The following is a 16,917-nucleotide window of genomic DNA, read 5'->3' as shown; positions in this document are numbered from 1 at the left end:
CACGAACGGCTCCGCCCTCGTACAGGCCCCCCCCCCAGCCACCCCGGCCCGTCCACGGCGCCGGGTCTGGACGCCGGGACGCCCCGGACACCCGGCACGGCCGGTGCCGTGCCCGGCGGGCCGCTCGGCCGTGCCGGGACCACGGCGCCCGGTGCGCCGTTACCTACTGGTGTTGCCACCCGCCTCATCCTCCCCAGGGGTCGGGCCCGCTGTCCGGGGCCCGGCCGATGCCAGCAGTATGGCCGTGACTCCCCCTGGCCATACCCGAATTGCGCCGATCTTGAGCTTGCCCTGCACGCGCCGCGCACGCCTCCCGCACGCCCCCGGGGCCCCGCTGCCCGGCGGCCGGCGGTGAACCGTCCGACGCGGGATGCACCCTATGCGGTTCCTCCGACAGGCCGGAGCGGCGAGGTCCGGTTGCGGCGGCGGCACGCGGCGAGTCGAGGACTGACCCCGGTCCGATCGCGGCGTCGGCGCGCAGGTAGTCGAGGCCGGACCCCGGGGCCGGCTGCGGGGGGCGATCCCGCCGTGACGCCACCGTTCCCGGCGCGGTCGGTGCACCTGGTTTCGGCGGACACCCTCCGTACGATGGGCAGCATGCGCCTGCTTGGAACGATCACGCCCGACCGCCCGCTGCTCGTCGTCGCCGTGCGCGAGGAAGCCGCCCACCTCGACGACCGGCTGCCCGTCCTGCTCACCGGAATAGGGAAGATCAACGCCACCGCCGCGCTGGCCACCGTCCTCGCCCAGGGCGAGAAGCCGTCCGAGGTGATCAACCTCGGCACGGCCGGCGCGCTGCGCCCCGGCTGGGAGGGCACCCACCACGTCGTCCAGGTCATCCAGCACGACCTCGACACCCCGGCCCTGCTGGCGCTCACCGGCCGTAGCTACGGCGCCCCGCTGGTGGTCGGCAAGGGCGACGGGCCGGTGCTGGCCACCGGCGACCTCTTCGTCTCCGACCCGGCGGCCCGCGACCGGCTCGCCGAGCACGCCGACCTGGTCGACATGGAGGGCTACGCCGTCGCCGCCGTCGCCCACCGCTTCGGGGTGCCGGTGCGCCTGGTCAAGCACGTCAGCGACGAGGCCGGCGAGGGCGCGAGCCACACCTGGCGCGAGTCGGTCGACGCGTGCGCCCGCCACCTCGCCGACTGGGTCGTCGCGCAGGGCTGGTGACGGCGCGTCCCGAGGACGTGCGGCGCCGACCGGCGCGGGCGGGTGAGAGGGCGGCCGGCCTCCCTCTCGCCCGCCGCGTTCAGTCGCGGAACCTCGTCCGCCGCGTTCAGTCGCGGAACCTCGCCCGCCGCGTTCAGTCGCGGAACGCCGAGAGGTCAAGCGCCGCCAGCCGCTCCGGATCGGTGAGCACCTCGATCGCCGCGATCGCGCCGTCCACCACGGTGAACGCCATGACCGACAGTGGCCGGCCGCCCTCGCCGATCGCCACCGCGCCCGCGGCGCCGTTGACCAGCGCCGGGCGGGCGAACGGCGACAGCCCGCCCCACAGCACCGGCTGGTCGGCCACCGCGGCCGCGCCCGTCAGCACCACCGGGTGCCGGGCCCGCACCGCGCCGCCGTCCGAGCGCAGCACCACGCCCGGGGCGAGCACGGCCACCAGCGCGCCCAGGTCGCCGGCGCGGGCGGCCGCGAAGAAGGCGTCCACGGCGGCCCGCTGACGGCCCGGGTCCGGGTCGGGCGCCGGCGCCTGGTCCTGAACCCGGCGGCGGGCCCGGTCGGCCAGCTGGCGGGTCGCGGCCGCCGTCCGCTCGATCAGCGGGGCGATCTCGGCGAACGGCACCGCGAACAGGTCGTGCAGCACGAAGGCGATCCGCTCGGCCGGGGCCAGCGACTCCAGCACCACCATCAGCGCCAGGCCCACCGAGTCCCCGAGCAGCACCTCCTGCCCGGGGTCGGCCACCCCCTCGCGCCGCAGCAGCGGGTCCGGGATGCGCGCCGGGCCAGGATCACCCGCCTCGGCCTCCGGCGGCTCCTCGCGGCGCAGCTCCCGGCCGCGCAGCAGGTTGAGGCAGACCCGCGAGACCACCGTGGTCAGCCAGCCGGGGAGGTTCTGCACGTCGGAGGTGTCGGTGCGGTCGTAGCGCAGCCAGGCCTCGTGGACGGCGTCCTCGGCCTCGCTCACCGAGCCGAGCATCCGGTACGCCACGGCCCGCAGCCGGGGCCGCTGCGCCTCGAACAGTGCGGCCCGCTCGTCCGGAGGTAATTTCTCGTCCACCGTGTCACATTCCTTCGCCGCTGGGGGTCAGAGCAACAGGAGCCACCCAACAACGGCTGCGCCGTAGAGATCAACTCCCCACCCGGGGCGAGTCGGAGACGACGGGTGGCGGGGTGGGTGTCACCAGGGCGTCCTAGGCTGGCGGCCATGCCGACGACCCCGCTGCTCGACGCGATCCGCGCCAACCCCGCCGCCCTCGACTTCCTGGCCTGGCCGGGCGACCTCAGCCTCGACCACTACCCGCACGTCGAGGAGGTGGTGCTCGCCTCCGGGGAGGCCCTGGAGCCGGTGGCCAAGGACGGCGCGGGCGGCACCTTCTTCCTGTGCGGGGAGGGCGGCGAGGAGCGTCCCGTCCTGTACGCCGACTCGGAGGGCGGCGCGGCGGTGCTGGCCGTCGGGCTGCCGGAGCTGGTCCGGCTGCTGCTGGCGGTGCCGTGGTGGCGGGACTGCCCGCGGCTGACGGTGGAGGAGAGCGCGGAGGCCGCCGAGGAGTATCTGGAGGACGAGCCCGGCCTGTACGCGGAGCGGGACGCGGCCGCCGCCGCGCTCGGCCTCGAAGTCCCGGGCGTGGCTGCGGCGTTGGCCCGGCTGCGGGAGGTCGCGCTCGGGCTCGGGCCCGCGTACGTGCTGCTCAACGCCGAGGAGGGCGGCGCCTACGAGCCGCTGTTCCAGGCCTGAGCGGGTGGTCGAGTGGTTGGTCGTGCGGGTGGTCGTGCGTGCGGGCGGCATCAGCTCTCCGGCCCCGGGCATACATGAAGGGTTGTCCGGCATCGGGTCGTGACGGCGGGAGACCGGCCCCGGATCCGACCGGGGGCGGCGCGAGGGAAGAGGCGATCGTGGGCGAACTGGACGGCAGGACGGCGCTGGTGACGGGCGGCTCGCGCGGGATCGGGCGGGCGGTGGCGCAGCGGCTCGCCGCCGACGGGGCACTGGTCGCGGTCCACTACGGCGGCAACGAGGCGGCCGCCGCGGAGACCGTGGAGCTGATCGCCAAGGCCGGCGGCCGGGCGTTCGCGGTGCGGGCCCGGTTCGGCGAGAGCGGTGCGCTGGACCAGCTGTTCGAGGGCCTCGCCGCCGGGCTGGCGGAGCACGGCGAGCAGGGTGGGGACGGCGAGGTCGGTGGGGACGGCGGGTCCGGCCTGGACATCCTGGTCAACAACGCGGGCATCCACCTGGCCGGGTCGATCGGGCAGCTCACGGAGGAGGAGTTCGACCGGTTGATGGCGATCAACGTGCGCACGCCGATCTTCGTGATCCAGCGGGCGATTCCGCTGCTGCGGGACGGAGGCCGGATCGTCAACGTGGCCTCGGCGGCCGCCCGGATCGGCTCCCCGGTCCAGATCGGCTACACCGTCAGCAAGACGGCGCTGGTGGCCCTCGCCGCTCCGCTCGCCAACGAGCTCGGCCGACGCGGGATCACCGTGAACACCGTCAACCCCGGGGTGATCCTCACCGACATGACGTCCCAGTGGACGGGTGTCCCCGAGGCGATGGCCGGGCTCGAATCGATCACCGCACTCGGCCGGATCGGCCAGCCGGAGGACGTCGCGGACGTGGTGGGCTTCCTGGCGGGCCCGCAGGGCCGCTGGGTGACCGGCCAGACCATCGACGCCTCCGGCGGCACCTACCTCGGCCCGATCCCGCCCGCGTGATCCCTCGGGGCGCCGAGAAGTCGGCGGGGTGGCAGCCCTCAGCGCCGCCACCCCGTTCGCTTCTCGGCACGGAAGGTGGGGTTCATTGAGTCAAACCCCACCTTGGGATGATGTTTTGAGGCAGCGTCAGAATGCTGACGGGGGCTGAAGAGCCAGATCGAGGACGGACGCCCAGCGCTCGTCGGGTGCGGTGACGATCGCGTAGCCCTCCTGGCCGGGGAGGCGGGGGAGCAGGGCGCTGCGGCAGCCGTGGCTGTGGTGGATCTCGACGGGGACGGGCTCGCCGTCCAGGTGGATCTCGCCGGCGCTGATGGATTCGGGGTCGAGCGGGCCCAGGTGATGGCGCGGGTCGATGCGGCCGGAGTTGCCGAGGAAGTTGAAGAGCTGCGATCCGGGGGTGGTCAGGGACTTCACCCGGAAACCGTCGGGGACGGGCCGGGAGGTCTGGACGATCGCGACGAGCTCGCGGTCCAGGTGGTAGTTCAGGTCGACGTGGCAGAGGTAGCCGTCGCTGCCCATCCGCCCGAGGAGGACGAACCACTCGGGCGGCACGTCGCGCAGGACGGCGATCCGCCCGCCCCACTCCTCGGCGGTCTCACGGTCGGTGGGGATGTGGAACTTGCGCGGCTCGCTGCTGCGGAACACGGAATTCCCCCAACTGATCGGCGAAAAAAGGTTGTTGGTTCACCAGTAGACCGCCGCGACATGCCTGCGAACGAGTGAATTCCCGCTCGGCGCCCGGGCCCCACCGGTACCCGGTCGGTGGGGCTTGCGCCAGTGGGGCGGGCGCGGTCCGCGAGGAGCGCGCCCGCCGCAGGCCCTGTTGCCCGCCGTCCTCGTGATGGGCCATGCCGGTGTCCACCGCGGGTGCCGGACCAGGCCGCTGGTAGTGGAGTGTCACGCAGGAGGCGACAGGACATCGAGCCCGATTGCCTCGGCGGCAATGGTCATGGCGGCGTCGAAGTACGCGGGGTAGTCCGTGATCACCTCGTTCAGGTGACCGAACAGCTCGAAGCTGATCGTGCCGATCAGGGAGATCCACAGGGTGAGCGACCGTTCCACCAGGTCCGCGTACGGTTCGGCCGGTGCCCCTCCCGCGCTGTCGAGCACCTGCTGGGCGACGAGCCTCGGCCCGGGGAGCGGCTGCGTGGGGGGTCGCAGGAGGCCCGAGGCGTGTGCCTCGACGACGAGACCGGCCATCAGGCGGGTGACCCGGGTGGCGGGGTCGACCGTGTCGGTGGGGGCCTGGTAGCCGGGGACGGGCGAGCCGTAGACCAGGGCGAACTCGTGCGGGTGGGCCAGGGCCCACTGGCGGACCGCCCGGCATGCGGCAAGCCACCGGGCGCCCGGATCGGCGGGAGCGGCGGACGCCGCCCCTGACTCCGCGGCCGCTCCGACCGCGTTGAACGCGTCGATGATCAGCGCGGTGAGCAGTGCGTCCCGGCTGGGGAAGTAGCGGTACAGCGCCGAGGAGGCCAGGCCCAGGTCACGCGCCACCGCGCGGAGCGACAGTGCGGCCGCCCCGGTCTCGGCGAGCTGGCGAGTGGCGGCTTCCTTGATCGCGCGAGTGAGCTCGGCGCGGGCCAGCTGCCGCGCGGTCTGCGATGCCGTCATGCCGTTCATCCTCTCATTCGAGAGCAGTGCACACAAGAGAGAGCACTGCTCTTGACTTCTCCCCGCCACTGCGCGAACACTCCTCAACGAAGAGAGCACTGCTCTCTCAATTCTCCAGGAGGACCTGCATGGCACGGCACATCGTCATCGGCAAGGGCCCCGTCGGCGCCACCACGGCGCGACTGCTCGACGAACAGGGGCACGAGGTCGTCGTCCTGAGTCGCTCCGGCGGCGACGGGAGTACGGCGCTCGACGTCACTGACACGGCGTCACTCCGGCAAGCCACCAAGGGCGCCGAGGTGATCTACAACTGCGCGAGCCCGCTGTACCACCGGTGGCCCACCGACTGGCCGCCGATCTCGAACGCCCTCCTCGACGCGGCCGAGGCCGCCGGCTCGGTGCTGGTGACGATGGGCAACCTGTACGGCTACGGCCCCGTCGACGCCCCCATCACGGAGGACCTGCCGCTCGCAGGCACCGGCACCAAGGCCCGGGTCCGCATCGGCATGTGGCGCGACGCGTTGGCCCGGCACCAGGCCGGCCGGATCCGCGTCGCGGAGGCGCGCGCCTCGGACTTCTTCGGGCCCGGCGTCACCGAGGCCGGCCACCTCGCCCAGCGGATGATGCCCGCGCTCCTGGCCGGCCGTGCAGTCAGGCTGATCGGCAACCCGGACGCACCGCACAGCTTCACCTATGTCCCCGACATCGCCCGTGCGCTCGTACGGCTTGGTACCGACGAGCGGGCGTGGGGACGCGCCTGGCACGTTCCCACCGCCCCGCCGCTGTCGACCCGGGAGGCGGTCCGGCACCTGTGCCGGCTGGCGGGTCTGCCGCCGGCCAGGGTCGGCCGGATTCCTTGGTGGCCACTCCACCTGGTCGGCCTGGTCAACCCCACGCTCGGGGAACTGCGGGAGGTGCAGTACCAGTTCGACCGGCCGTTCGTGCTCGACTCCCAGGCGTACACCGCGACCTTCGGCGAGGTGTCGACCCCGATCGACGAGGCGCTGGGGGCAACCGTCGAGTGGTGGCGGGCGCGGCTCAGCCGGTAGCGCCACGTGCGCGGCATCGGCTGTCGGGCTGTGCAGACCCTGCGGCGAAGTCAGGAGCGGGCCGAAGCCGCGTTCAGTGAATCAACTCCGAGCACAGCGTGGCGTAGAGCAACGCCGTGCAGTCCACTCTCCGAGGAAATGATGACGATCCGCCTCTGGCACCGCCCGCTGGTACTGCTCGCCGCTGCCATGGCGGCCCTCGCCCTGGCATCCGCCGTCGGCCTCGCGGTCGACGACCGGATCCTGGTCGGGGAGCCGATCTGGCTGAAGCCCTTCAAGTTCTCCCTCTCCATCGCGATCTATTCGGTGACCCTCGCGTGGATGCTGTCCCTGGGCCGCACGGCCCCCCGCTGGGTCTGGTGGCTCGGGACGACGATTGCCGCCGCCAACGTGATCGAGATGGTGGTCGTCGTTGGCCAGGTGCTCCGCGGCAGGCAGAGCCACTTCAACGTCGCCACACCGCTGGACGCCGGCCTCTGGTTCGCGATGGCCGCCTCGATCGTCACCTTGTGGCTGGCCAACCTCGGCATCGCGGCCAGGTTGTTCCGCGAGCGGACCGGGGACCGCGCGGCCACCTGGTCCGTCCGGCTCGGCCTGCTCCTCGCACTGGTGGGCATGGCATTCGGCTTCCTCATGACCAGCCCGACCCCTGCCCAACTCGGTGCCATGCGCAGCGGGGCCGCCGTGGGCATCGTGGGGGCACACAGCGTCGGCGTCGCCGACGACTCGCCCGGCATCGCCATCACCGGCTGGAGCAGCACCGGCGGCGACCTGCGCATCCCCCACTTCGTCGGCATGCACGCGCTGCAGGCCATCCCGCTCTTCGCCTGGCTGCTGATCACACTGTCCCGCAGGTTCCCGCGGTTGGCCGACGAGCGGACGCGCCTGCGCCTGGTCCTGGTGGCGACCGGGACCTACGCGGGCGTGCTGGCGGTCCTGACCTGGCAAGCGCTGCGCGGCCAGTCGCTCGTCCACCCCGACGGTGCGACCCTGACGGCCGTGGCCCTGCTGGCCGTTGGCATGGTGGCGTCCGTTGTGGCGGTCGCCCGGCACCACCATGTGCCACCGGCGCCGCACAGCAGCGCCGGCATGACCGGCCGCCCGGTCGAGCCGCGCTGCACCCGCGTCGCCGCGGACTAACCGAACGCCGAGCCCACCGTCACCTGCGCCCGGGGACCTTCTTCGCGCCGTCGTATCCGCGTGAGGACGCCGGCACCGTGGCCGCCGCGCGCAGGCACCGCGCGTCGATCACCGCGGCGGTCGGCTCCGGGTCGCGGCCGGCGTCCTCGCGGACCATGCCCCCCATCCGGTCGTGGAACTCGGCCAGCAGTCCCCGCGCGCGCCACCGCCGCGCGAAGGCGACGGGCAGCCCGTGCAGGGTGCACACCAGGTGCAGGCGCAGGCCTCAGAAGAACCGGGAGTGGCTGGCGCAGTAGCCGTACTCGGCCCATCTGGCCAGGTCGGAGCGCTTGGCCGTCTCGCGGGAGCGCCCGCACTCCACCAGTGTGGAGTCGACGACCCACACGGTGTCGGTCCACAGCGAGGTGTCGGTCGCCAGCAGTCGGTTGACCTGTGCGATCAGGTCGGCGGCCTTGCGCAACCGCCGGTTGTAGCCCGACTGCCCGAGCAGGTACGGGAAGGGATGACGCAGGTGGGCATCGGCGTGGCGGATCCACCGGCGCTCGGAGGTGAAGCCGAGAAGGGCTCGCATCACGGGGAGGGTGACCAGCTCGGCATCACTGAGCCGGGGCGCGATGCCGATCTCTGGACTCCCTCGCTTCATGTCATGCGCGCCAGCGAGCCCTTGGCATCATTCATCTAGGCAGAATCAGGCCACTGCGGCCCTGGTGGCAGGCCCTGACCCTGGTGAACGAGATACGTACCCGGGCGGCCGGCCATTTCAGGCTGGAAGATGCTCATTGGGCGGTCGGCGGGTGGACATTGGCGGGATGTCTGCCGGGGCGCAAGCGAGTTGGGCTGCGGCGGCCTGTCGGATCTCTCCGATGGGGCGTCTCGGACGAGTTGGGGCGGTGGGACGTGAAGCCACAGCCCGCTTCGTCAGGAACGTGCGGCTCGGGCTTGGGTGCGGCAGTGGGTGAGGGCGGGTTTGAGGCGGGGGTCGGGGGTGGGGGTGGTGGTGAGGAGTTCGCCGGCGGTGGTGAGGGTGGTCCAGTAGTGGGTGGGGTTGCCGGTGGTGGGGTGGGGGTGGGTGGTGGTGAGGGAGAGGTAGGCGGTGGTGAGGTTGCCGGTGGTGAACCAGCGGGTGAGGCCGTGTTGGTGGCCGGCGCGGATGCTGCCGTGGGCGGCGATGGCGGTGGTGAGGAGTTCGATGACGGCGAGGTCGCGGTTGTCGGGGGTTTTGGGGATGTCGAAGACGCCGAGGGCTTCGAGGAGTTCGCCGGTGTCGTTCTCGGTGCCGGGGCGGGGTGTGGCGAGGAGGGCGTCGTAGCAGTCGTCGAGGCGGCGTTGGGTTTCGGCGGCGGGGATGCCGAGGGCGGTGCAGACGGCGCGGGCGGATCGGAGGGGTTCGCGGGTGTGGCGGGCGAGGGTGGCGTAGGTGTCGGCGGGGGTGGAACCGGTGTCGAACAGGTGCCGGGCGGTCAAGGGGAGTCGCATGGTGGGCACCTTGTTCAGACAGTGAGGAAGGTGGCGGGCGTGGGGGCGGGTGCGGGGGCGCACAGGGCCCAGACGAACTTGCCGACGCCGCCGGCGCGGGGGCAGCAGCCCCACTTCTCGGCGAGTTCGTTGACGAGGAGGACGCCGCGTCCGTGTTCGTCGTCGGGTGTGGGGGTGTGGAGGGAGGGTCGGCCGGTGCCGGCGTCGTGGACTTCGAGGCGCAGGCGGTGGTCGCCGGTGAGGGCGAAGCGGACTTCGATGAGGCGGTCGGTGGGGGCGTCGGCGGTGTGTTGGACGGCGTTGGCGAAGAGTTCGCCGAGGAGGAGTTCGGCGGTGTCGGAGTAGCGGTCGCCGGTGGGGAGCGCGGCGAGGTAGGCGCGGAGCAACTGCCGTGCGATGGGGGTGGATTCGGTGCGGGATTCCAGGCGGGCCGCGAACGGGCGGGGGCGGTGGGCGGTACGGATTTTGAGCATGGCGGGGCACCTCAAGGGGGCGGATGGGGGAGCGCGAGGGTAGTGCGCAATCACGCTGTGCATGCAAATGATTGCGTTCTGGTGTCAATGGTCGGGGCTGCGGAGGTACGGTGACGCCAAATCGGCGTGTGGGGCGTGTGACGCACAAGTGGGGGCAGCGATGACACAGCGGAAGGTCAAGCGGGGGACGACGGCGAGCTCCGCGATCATGTTCGGCGCGGAGGTTCGCTACGCGCGTGAGTCGGCGGGCTACACGCAGGAGGAGCTGAGCAAGCTCCTGCACTGCGACCGGACGGTGATCTCGCGGACCGAGGGCGGGAAGCGGAAGCCGTCGGTCGAGGAAGTCGAGGAGATCGAGCGGCTGTTGAACACCGGCGACCTGCTGACGCGGCTGTACGGGCGGGTCGACTGGAACGCGTCGATCGAGCACCCGGATTGGTTTCAGGAGTACGTGGACGTGGAGGCCATCTCCGTCGGGATGCGGGTGTACCAGGATGGTGTGATGTACGGCCTGTTGCAGTGCTGGCAGTACGCGCGCGCACTGTTCGCCACTGGTGATGCGGCGGGCAACCCGGAGGAGATCGAGGAGCTGACCCGGGCACGACTCAGTCGGCAGAGCCGCTTTCTGGAGCCTGACGGGCCGTTGTTGCTGGTCATCCTTGATGAGAGTGCCATCCGCAGGGTTGTAGGCGGACCTGGTGTGATGAGGTGCCAGATGGAGCATCTCCTGCGGGTGGCTCAGCTTCGAAACATCGTCATCCACGTGATGCCGTTCTCGAACCAGCGGACTCTCATCAAGACGGCTATGGTGTTGCTGGAGCTGCCGGACGGGGAGCGCAAGGTCTACTCGGAGAGCCTTGAGCGAGGGCATCTGAGCGGTGATTCCGACAGTGTGGCCAAGCATCAGCGTCGCTTCGATCAGCTCCGTGGCGAATGCCTGTCAGAGAGCGACTCGCTTCGGCTGATCGCCGATGCGCTGGAGGGTTACAGGGATGATGAGCAACGAGTTCGCCGCGGCCGCTTGGCGGAAGAGCAGCTACAGCGGCAACGACGGCGGCAACTGCATCGAGGTAGCCCCCGGATTCCTTCCCGGCGCGGTCCCAGTGCGTGACTCCAAGGACCCGCACGGCCCGGCCCTCGTTTTCCCGGCCGCCGCCTGGGAAGCCTTCGTGTCGGCCGTCCGTGAGGGCGATTTTCCGGCGTAAGTCTCCAAGGAGGCAGCTGTGTTGACCTGGCGAAAGAGCAGCTACAGCGGCACCAACGGTGGCAACTGCATCGAGGTGGCCCCCGGCTTCCTTCCCGACGCCGTCCCGGTGCGCGACTCCAAGGACCCGTACGGCCCGGCTCTTGTTTTCCCTGAGGCCGCCTGGGAAGCCTCGTGCGGGCAGTCCGCGAGGAGGACTTCCCGGCGTAAGACCTCCGAGGAGCTGGCGATGGTGACCTGGCGTAAGAGCAGCTATAGCGGCAGCAATGGAGGCGATTGCGTCGAGGTGGCCCTCGCCTGGCGCAAGAGCAGCTACAGCGGCGACAACGGTGGCAACTGCATCGAGGTGGCCCCCGGGTTCCTTCCCGACGCCGTCCCGGTCCGTGACTCCAAGGACCCCGACGGCCCGGCCCTCGTCTTCCCCGCCGCCTCCTGGGACTCCTTCATCGCCGCTGTCCGGGCCGGCGAGCTCCTGCTCTAACCGGTCATCCCCCGCCACACCCGAACGATTTCGATCAGTTCCGGTGCGTCGGTGGTGCCGCGAGTAACTGAACCCCTACGGTCGATCACTGTGCGCACATGACCTGCTCGCATCGACCGAGGCGGTACTCCCATGGCACAAGAAGCCCGTATCGACGTAGCTCTGACGGCTCTCAAGGAGGGCCAGCCCGAGCCCAGCAAGGCCGAGTTGGCGGAGATCGCCAAGTCGATCTCGCCCGGCGTCTGGTTCACCAACGCGCTGTCGGGTGAGCGGGCCGGCCGCGATGCCGACGTGACGTGGGAGCTGACCGGTTCGCCGTACAAGGGGCAGGTGGCGACGGGGCAGGCGGCGGTCTACTACGCCAACCCGAAGTTCGGCCTGCGGAAGCCCTTCGTCTTCGCGGACGGCTTCAACTACGGCCCGAGCGACCTCCCCGGCCTCTTCGCCTACTTCAGCACCGCCGCCGACGGCGGGCCGGGCCTCTTCGACCAACTGCTCAGCCGGGGTTACGACATCGTGCTGGTCGGCTTCACCGAGCGCCACACCCACATCCAGGCCAACGCCGAGGTCGCGATCGCGGCCATCCTCCGGGCCGTCGCGGAGCGCAAGGGCGACGAGCGGCTGACCGTCGGCGGGGTGAGCATGGGCGGCATCGTCACCCGCTACGCGCTCGCCAAGCTGGAGTCCGCAACCGTGGACCACGAGACGGCGACGTACCTCTCCTTCGACTCCCCGCACAACGGCGCCTGGATCCCGCTGATCCTCCAGCAGATGGCGTACTTCTTCGAGGACTACACCCCGGCCGGGCCGGACGGCGTCAAGCAGGCCGAACTGATCCGCAGCCCCGCTGCTCAGCAGCTGCTCTGGGCGTGGGTCGAGAACGCCAAGTACTCCGGCCCGGTGGCCACCTCCAGCGACCTGCGCAAGGAGTTCCTCGCCGACCTCGACCAGGTCGGCAACTTCCCGCAGATCCCGCGCAAGCTCGGAGTCTCCAACGGCCGCCGCGACGGGGCCGGTCTCCCGCTGCCGGCGGGCGAGGTGGCGTTCGACTGGCAGGCCTTGATCGCCAGCGCCACGGCCCGCTTCCAGCCGAACAAGGGCGAGGAGCAGCGGATCGGCGGCATGCACCTCGGCCTGGCCGTGCGCCGCAGCACCACCAGCGACGTCCCGGCGCTGGACGCCGTGCCCGGTGGCACCCTGGACTCCTTCGGCAAGGTCGCGGACGCGCTCAAGGCGAAGATCTCCGAGGACTACCGCAGCGGCACCTTCGTGCCGGCCGTCAGCGCGGCGGCCCTGGCCTTCGACCCGGTGAAGTGGGACGTCGACCCGGCCGCCGCGATCACCGACGCCGCTCTGGAGGCCGGACACCTGAACGCCGTGAAGTTCGACGACGCCAACACCGAGCACAGCCACGTCTCCCGCGTGCTGGTCGACTGGATCATCGAGCAGCTCGCCTCCTGACCCTCCCACCTGGTTCGGAGCACCCCCGCGGATGGGCTAAGCTATTCCACATCACCCAGATGCGCGGGTGGCGGAATAGGCAGACGCGCTGGATTCAGGTTCCAGTGCCCGAAAGGGCGTGGGGGTTCAACTCCCCCCTCGCGCACATGTGAACGGCCGGTCGACTCAACAGTCGACCGGCCGTTCTGTTGTCCGGAGGCGCCGTCTCGGCGCTTGTGGGCCCAGTGACCGTCCCCGTGTTTGTTCAGGCCGCTTGTTCGAGACGGCCGGTGGGGGCCGGATGTCGAGAGCTTGGTTTTGCGCCGTCAGATTGGGCGGCGGCGTGGCGGTTGGTCGCCGACGGCCGCCAGATCGCACCGGTCCACGGCGCCGGCACGCGCCGGAACTGGGTGCGGACGACGTAGGCCGGCGCAGCCACAGAAGCGACGCAAAGGCCTCGTTTTGCTAGAACAGGACCAATCATCTGATTTCGGATGAGTATCTCTGCGGATAGAGACCGGTCGATCACAGAAATAGGCTGCTTGCTGACCGAAGGTTGTTGGGAGGGGGAGCCAGTGGGCGATCTCAAGGTTGACCCGGGCGAGATGTACAAGTCCGCAGGTGTGGCGCGGGCCATCGGCGAGGACTTCGCGAAGCCTTGTCAGGCAGTCGCTACTGCCAGTCACACGGCTGTCAGCCAGCTGACGGGTTGGTCGGTGGCCGCACGCCGTGTCGGAGCCCGACGTCTGGGCGCTGCCGCGCTGGCGCCCTGCCTGTCACTGATCCTCGGAGGATGCGCGTCCACGCCAGGCCCCAACGATCCTCTCCCCGTCAAGGCCCGCCAGGACGCCCAGGACTGGGCCAAGCACATGACCGAGGACACGGCGCAGACCGCCGGAGCAGCCCTCGACCCCGGCAGCGTCGAGCCGCTCTTCACCGACTGTGTCGGCAGGAACGACGAGGTCCGGGAGGACGGCCGGTACAAGCTGTCGTACGCGGTCTACAGCTCCACCCCGCTCGAACAGCATCCTGAGGCCGTCCGCAAGGTCCGCACGATGCTCGAACAGCAGGGCTTCAAGATCGACGGCTACCGGGAGAGCGCCAACGGCAAGGTGGACACAGTCCTCGACGCATCCCAGGCATCGAGCCGGTACCTGATCACTGTCGAGACCACGAAGGGAGGACTTCTCCTCTTCCTGGTCAATACCCCCTGCCTGATGCCTCCCGCAGCAACGGAGACTCCTCGCTGACACCACCTTGCCGCGGGGCGGTTCCCTGGCTCCTCCCTTTCAGGCCGTCCCTCTCAGGTCGTCCCTCGGAGGCCGTTCAGCACCATGTCCGTCAGGCGCTCCGGCAGATCCGGCTCGATCGGGCGGTGGCCGAGCAGGCAGCGGGTCTGGAGCGGGGCGCAGAGCAGTTCCAGGGCCAGGGCCGTGTCGGTGCCCGTCGGAAGTTCCCCGCGTTCGACGGCCCGGCTGACGATGACGCCGGCCTGGTCGAGGCGGGACTGCCAGAAGGTCTGCCAGGCCTCGGCGAGGTCGGGGTCGTCGGAGCTGAGCGCGGCCGCCCGGGCGACGGAACGGCCGGTCGGGGTGGCGAGGTACTCGGCCAGCGCGCGGGCGAAGGCGGCCAGGTCGGTGCGGACGGCTCCGGTGTCGGGGACGGGGACGCCCTCGTTGCTGCCGGTGAGCATGGCGTCCAGCACGAGCTTCTCCCGGCTGCCCCAACGCCGGTACACCGTAGTCTCGTTGACCCCTGCGCGGGCCGCGACCCCGGCGATGCTGAGCCGGTCGATGCCCTCCTCGGCCAGCAGCTCCGTGGCGGCCGTCAGGACGGCCTGGCGGACGCGCGCGGCACGGCCGCCCGGGCGGCGGCGGATCGGCTCCGGCGCTGGCTCCTGCGCCGGCTTCTGCGCTGGCTCCGGCTCTTCGTCGGTCATGTGTTGATCACCTCGGCCACCACATTAACGCAAGAGCGCTTGCATTAGGTGCTGCTCGGGCGCATAGTCGTTAATGCAAGCGTCCCGGCTTTAAGTGCAGCAGGAGGCACCACTATGTCCTTCACCTGGCCCCTGGACCCGCAGGACCTGTTCGTCGAGCGTTACCCGCAGATGACCCTCGGCCTCCCCGTCGACGAGGTGGACGCCGTCCGTGCCGCCGTCACCGAGATGTGGCCCGACCGGCCCGGCAGCTGGGTGCACGAGTGGTCCGCCCTCGCCGCCCGGCACGCCGAGGCCGGGCGCCACCGTCTGGCCGCGCAGGCGTACGGCTGGGCCAAGTTCCCCTCGCTCGCCGACGACCCGAAGCGAACCGCGCTCGCCCGCCAGGTCGAGCAGTACGTCCTCGCGGCCCCCGGCTTCCCGGTGGAGTTCGAGCGCCGCACGCTCACCGTCCCGTACCGCGGCGGCACCGCCACCCTGCCGATCCACCTGATGGCCGCCCCCGGCCTGCCCGCCGACGCGCCGGTCGTGCTGGCCAGCGGCGGCGTGGACTCCTGGAAGACCGACCTGCACGGCATGTGGGAGCAGCTCGCGTTCACCCTGCCGGCGCGGCTGCTGCTGTTCGACCTCCCCGGCACCGGCGAGACCGCCCACCTGCCGATGACCCCGGACGGCGGGGCCGAGGTGATCGCCGGACTGGTCTCCTTCGCCCGCGCGGCCGGCAGCGGAAAGGTCGGCCACTTCGGCATCTCGATGGGCGGCTACTACTCCGCCCGGACCGGACTGACCGGGTCGGTGGACGCCTCCGTGGTGCTCGGCGGCCCGGTGGAGCGCTCCTTCGCTCCCGGTCGCGGCTTCGCCTTCGGCATGGACGGCATCGTCGGCAACGCCCTGGGCTTCGACGCCGCGCCGAGTGGGGCCGAGCTGGAGAACGCCTTCGCGGCGTTCGACCTGCGCCCGCTGCTGGACCAGGACACCAACGGGCCGATGCTGGTGGTCAACGGCACCGAGGACGTCCACGTCCCACTGGACGACACCCTGGTGTTCAAGGGTCGCCGGGACACCCGGGTCGAACTGATCCCGGACACCGGCCACTGCGCCATCTCGCGCTTCGGCGAGGCGATGGCCGCGATCGCGCCCTGGCTGAAAGACACCCTGGCCGGCTGACCCGGCGCTCCTGTCGCAGGGAGCTCACCGTGGCAGTCGGTTCAGATGGGCGACGGCTTCCTTCGTCTGGGATTGTGCCGGTTCGCCACACACGGACGGCCGGTCGACTCGACAGTCGACCGGCCGTTCCGGTTCTTCAGTGGGCGATGGGGTGCCGCCCACGCGGGGCCCGGAGCCGACCGCCGATCACGCGGGGATGGGGCGACAGCCCTGCCCGTTCACCCACAGCGAGCCCTCGGCCCAGCCGCTCTGACACTCGTACCCGGCGCGTGACGTCCGGTCCATGACGACGAAGTCGCTCAGCGGCCCCCAGGCGGTGCTGTCGCAGGAGCGGCCCATCACGTTCGGCCCGTTGGCGTTCACCTCATCGCACCGGATCACTTCACCGGCCCGCTTGCTGGGGACGCCGTGCGCGCTCCCGTCGGCCGCACCGGCGGCGCCGACACCGGTCAGGCTCAGGACGGCGGTGGCCATGCCGGCGACGAAGAGCAGTCGTTTCACGAGGAAACCTCCTTGGTGGGGATGGGGCTCCGCAGACAGTTCCCTTGCAGTCCACCTGCGTATCGACCCATTCGCATGAACACGTCATCCCGTTGCGCGCCCTGGCGACGGCAGCGAACCGAAGAGGCCGACCGCCCCGACGTCACGTCGGATCGACCGGCCTCTTCACCGTCCGGAGGGTCAGGCGATTCTCACGCTCGCGCCGAACTCGAACGTCTTGGTCTCGCCCGGGTTCACCACACCGATGACGGGCCCCTCGCAGCCCGGCCGATCGTGGACGTCGGCGGGCTTGTCGGTGAGGTTCTCGACGATGAGGGGCCAGATGTCGCTCTGGTAGCAGCCCGAGGGGTTGTTGTAGGTCTTGAACCCGACCCGCAGCTGACCGGTGGCCGCCTGGGCCGAACCGGGCACCGCCACTGCCACCGCCGCGGCCAGGGCCACCGCGCCGAGCGCCTTGCTGATCCGTCGCATGTCGTCACTCCAGAGTGTCCGGGGAGCCGCCGCGGATGGCGGCTGCGCCGGAGGACTGCCCCGATCCGCCGCAGGTCACAGCC

19 protein-coding genes, 1 tRNA gene and 2 pseudogenes are annotated in these 16,917 nt (G+C 71.2%); 12 read left to right on the top strand and 10 right to left on the bottom strand.

Features of this window, described 5'->3' with window-relative positions; all coding sequences use genetic code 11:
- The first annotated feature begins 597 nt into the window (after positions 1-597).
- Positions 598-1,173, top strand: coding sequence for a nucleosidase (locus ACFVX9_RS11530; RefSeq protein ID WP_244293463.1), 576 nt, complete (start codon positions 598-600; stop codon positions 1,171-1,173).
- Between the two features lie 133 nt (positions 1,174-1,306).
- On the opposite strand, the gene ACFVX9_RS11525 is transcribed toward ACFVX9_RS11530, so the two are convergent.
- The gene (locus ACFVX9_RS11525) at positions 1,307-2,227 is read right to left on the bottom strand and encodes a sigma-70 family RNA polymerase sigma factor (protein ID WP_380379989.1); all 921 of its coding nucleotides are present in this window, start codon (positions 2,225-2,227) and stop codon (positions 1,307-1,309) included.
- A gap of 147 nt (positions 2,228-2,374) precedes the next feature.
- Between ACFVX9_RS11525 and ACFVX9_RS11520 the strand changes: the two genes are divergently transcribed.
- Both ACFVX9_RS11520 and ACFVX9_RS11515 read left to right on the top strand, forming a co-directional pair.
- Positions 2,375-2,905: a hypothetical protein gene (locus ACFVX9_RS11520; protein ID WP_380379986.1), complete on the top strand. Its 531-nt coding sequence runs from the start codon at positions 2,375-2,377 to the stop codon at positions 2,903-2,905.
- 158 nt (positions 2,906-3,063) lie between these two features.
- Entirely contained in the window at positions 3,064-3,879 is an 816-nt protein-coding gene (locus tag ACFVX9_RS11515) for an SDR family NAD(P)-dependent oxidoreductase (RefSeq protein WP_380379983.1), read from the top strand.
- A gap of 126 nt (positions 3,880-4,005) precedes the next feature.
- Here the strand turns inward: ACFVX9_RS11515 and ACFVX9_RS11510 are convergent, their stop codons facing one another.
- Both ACFVX9_RS11510 and ACFVX9_RS11505 read right to left on the bottom strand, forming a co-directional pair.
- Entirely contained in the window at positions 4,006-4,524 is a 519-nt protein-coding gene (locus tag ACFVX9_RS11510) for a hypothetical protein (RefSeq protein WP_380379980.1), read from the bottom strand.
- Positions 4,525-4,776: 252 nt separating this feature from the next.
- On the bottom strand, positions 4,777-5,493 hold the full coding sequence (locus tag ACFVX9_RS11505) for a TetR/AcrR family transcriptional regulator (protein ID WP_063351429.1): 717 nt from the start codon (positions 5,491-5,493) through the stop codon (positions 4,777-4,779).
- A gap of 128 nt (positions 5,494-5,621) precedes the next feature.
- Between ACFVX9_RS11505 and ACFVX9_RS11500 the strand changes: the two genes are divergently transcribed.
- Both ACFVX9_RS11500 and ACFVX9_RS11495 read left to right on the top strand, forming a co-directional pair.
- Positions 5,622-6,542, top strand: coding sequence for an NAD-dependent epimerase/dehydratase family protein (locus ACFVX9_RS11500; RefSeq protein WP_380379977.1), 921 nt, complete (start codon positions 5,622-5,624; stop codon positions 6,540-6,542).
- Between the two features lie 138 nt (positions 6,543-6,680).
- Positions 6,681-7,682 carry a hypothetical protein gene (locus ACFVX9_RS11495; protein ID WP_380379974.1) on the top strand — a complete coding sequence of 334 codons (1,002 nt, stop codon included), beginning with the start codon at positions 6,681-6,683 and terminating at the stop codon, positions 7,680-7,682.
- Between the two features lie 19 nt (positions 7,683-7,701).
- Here ACFVX9_RS11495 and ACFVX9_RS11490 read toward each other — a convergent pair whose 3' ends face one another.
- From ACFVX9_RS11490 to ACFVX9_RS11475, 4 genes and pseudogenes are all read right to left on the bottom strand, one after another.
- Positions 7,702-7,929, bottom strand: a complete 228-nt coding sequence (locus ACFVX9_RS11490) for a hypothetical protein (RefSeq protein WP_380379971.1) — start codon at positions 7,927-7,929, stop codon at positions 7,702-7,704.
- 21 nt (positions 7,930-7,950) lie between these two features.
- Positions 7,951-8,325 (bottom strand): annotated as a pseudogene (locus ACFVX9_RS11485) (IS982 family transposase); the annotation flags it as partial.
- A gap of 275 nt (positions 8,326-8,600) precedes the next feature.
- Positions 8,601-9,158 carry a hypothetical protein gene (locus tag ACFVX9_RS11480; protein WP_387981424.1) on the bottom strand — a complete coding sequence of 186 codons (558 nt, stop codon included), beginning with the start codon at positions 9,156-9,158 and terminating at the stop codon, positions 8,601-8,603.
- 14 nt (positions 9,159-9,172) lie between these two features.
- Complete coding sequence (locus ACFVX9_RS11475) at positions 9,173-9,631, bottom strand: ATP-binding protein (protein WP_387981423.1); 459 nt, start codon at positions 9,629-9,631, stop codon at positions 9,173-9,175.
- Between the two features lie 61 nt (positions 9,632-9,692).
- Between ACFVX9_RS11475 and ACFVX9_RS11470 the strand changes: the two are divergent.
- The 6 genes and pseudogenes from ACFVX9_RS11470 to ACFVX9_RS11445 all read left to right on the top strand — a co-directional run.
- Positions 9,693-10,589, top strand: a pseudogene (locus ACFVX9_RS11470) (Scr1 family TA system antitoxin-like transcriptional regulator); the annotation flags it as partial.
- Between the two features lie 34 nt (positions 10,590-10,623).
- Positions 10,624-10,836: a DUF397 domain-containing protein gene (locus ACFVX9_RS11465; RefSeq protein WP_387981421.1), complete on the top strand. Its 213-nt coding sequence runs from the start codon at positions 10,624-10,626 to the stop codon at positions 10,834-10,836.
- Positions 10,837-10,854: 18 nt separating this feature from the next.
- Positions 10,855-11,316: a DUF397 domain-containing protein gene (locus ACFVX9_RS11460; protein ID WP_387981420.1), complete on the top strand. Its 462-nt coding sequence runs from the start codon at positions 10,855-10,857 to the stop codon at positions 11,314-11,316.
- A gap of 132 nt (positions 11,317-11,448) precedes the next feature.
- On the top strand, positions 11,449-12,777 hold the full coding sequence (locus ACFVX9_RS11455; RefSeq protein WP_387981418.1) for an esterase/lipase family protein: 1,329 nt from the start codon (positions 11,449-11,451) through the stop codon (positions 12,775-12,777).
- Positions 12,778-12,838: 61 nt separating this feature from the next.
- A tRNA-Leu gene (locus ACFVX9_RS11450) sits at positions 12,839-12,922 on the top strand.
- Between the two features lie 409 nt (positions 12,923-13,331).
- Complete coding sequence (locus ACFVX9_RS11445) at positions 13,332-14,006, top strand: hypothetical protein (RefSeq protein ID WP_380380133.1); 675 nt, start codon at positions 13,332-13,334, stop codon at positions 14,004-14,006.
- A gap of 53 nt (positions 14,007-14,059) precedes the next feature.
- On the opposite strand, the gene ACFVX9_RS11440 is transcribed toward ACFVX9_RS11445, so the two are convergent.
- Positions 14,060-14,695, bottom strand: a complete 636-nt coding sequence (locus tag ACFVX9_RS11440; RefSeq protein ID WP_380380131.1) for a TetR/AcrR family transcriptional regulator — start codon at positions 14,693-14,695, stop codon at positions 14,060-14,062.
- Positions 14,696-14,809: 114 nt separating this feature from the next.
- Here ACFVX9_RS11440 and ACFVX9_RS11435 point away from each other — a divergent pair, with 114 nt between their 5' ends.
- Complete coding sequence (locus ACFVX9_RS11435; RefSeq protein ID WP_380380129.1) at positions 14,810-15,862, top strand: alpha/beta hydrolase; 1,053 nt, start codon at positions 14,810-14,812, stop codon at positions 15,860-15,862.
- Positions 15,863-16,048: 186 nt separating this feature from the next.
- Here the strand turns inward: ACFVX9_RS11435 and ACFVX9_RS11430 are convergent, their stop codons facing one another.
- Together ACFVX9_RS11430 and ACFVX9_RS11425 are read right to left on the bottom strand one after the other, a co-directional pair.
- Entirely contained in the window at positions 16,049-16,363 is a 315-nt protein-coding gene (locus tag ACFVX9_RS11430; RefSeq protein WP_380380127.1) for a hypothetical protein, read from the bottom strand.
- A 180-nt stretch (positions 16,364-16,543) separates the two neighbouring features.
- Complete coding sequence (locus ACFVX9_RS11425) at positions 16,544-16,834, bottom strand: hypothetical protein (protein WP_063349432.1); 291 nt, start codon at positions 16,832-16,834, stop codon at positions 16,544-16,546.
- Positions 16,835-16,917: the final 83 nt, after the last annotated feature.

The sequence above is a fragment of the Kitasatospora sp. NPDC058243 genome (assembly GCF_042882025.1).
In the GTDB taxonomy this organism is placed as follows: domain Bacteria; phylum Actinomycetota; class Actinomycetes; order Streptomycetales; family Streptomycetaceae; genus Kitasatospora.
This window is presented reverse-complemented; position numbering and strand designations above follow the sequence as displayed.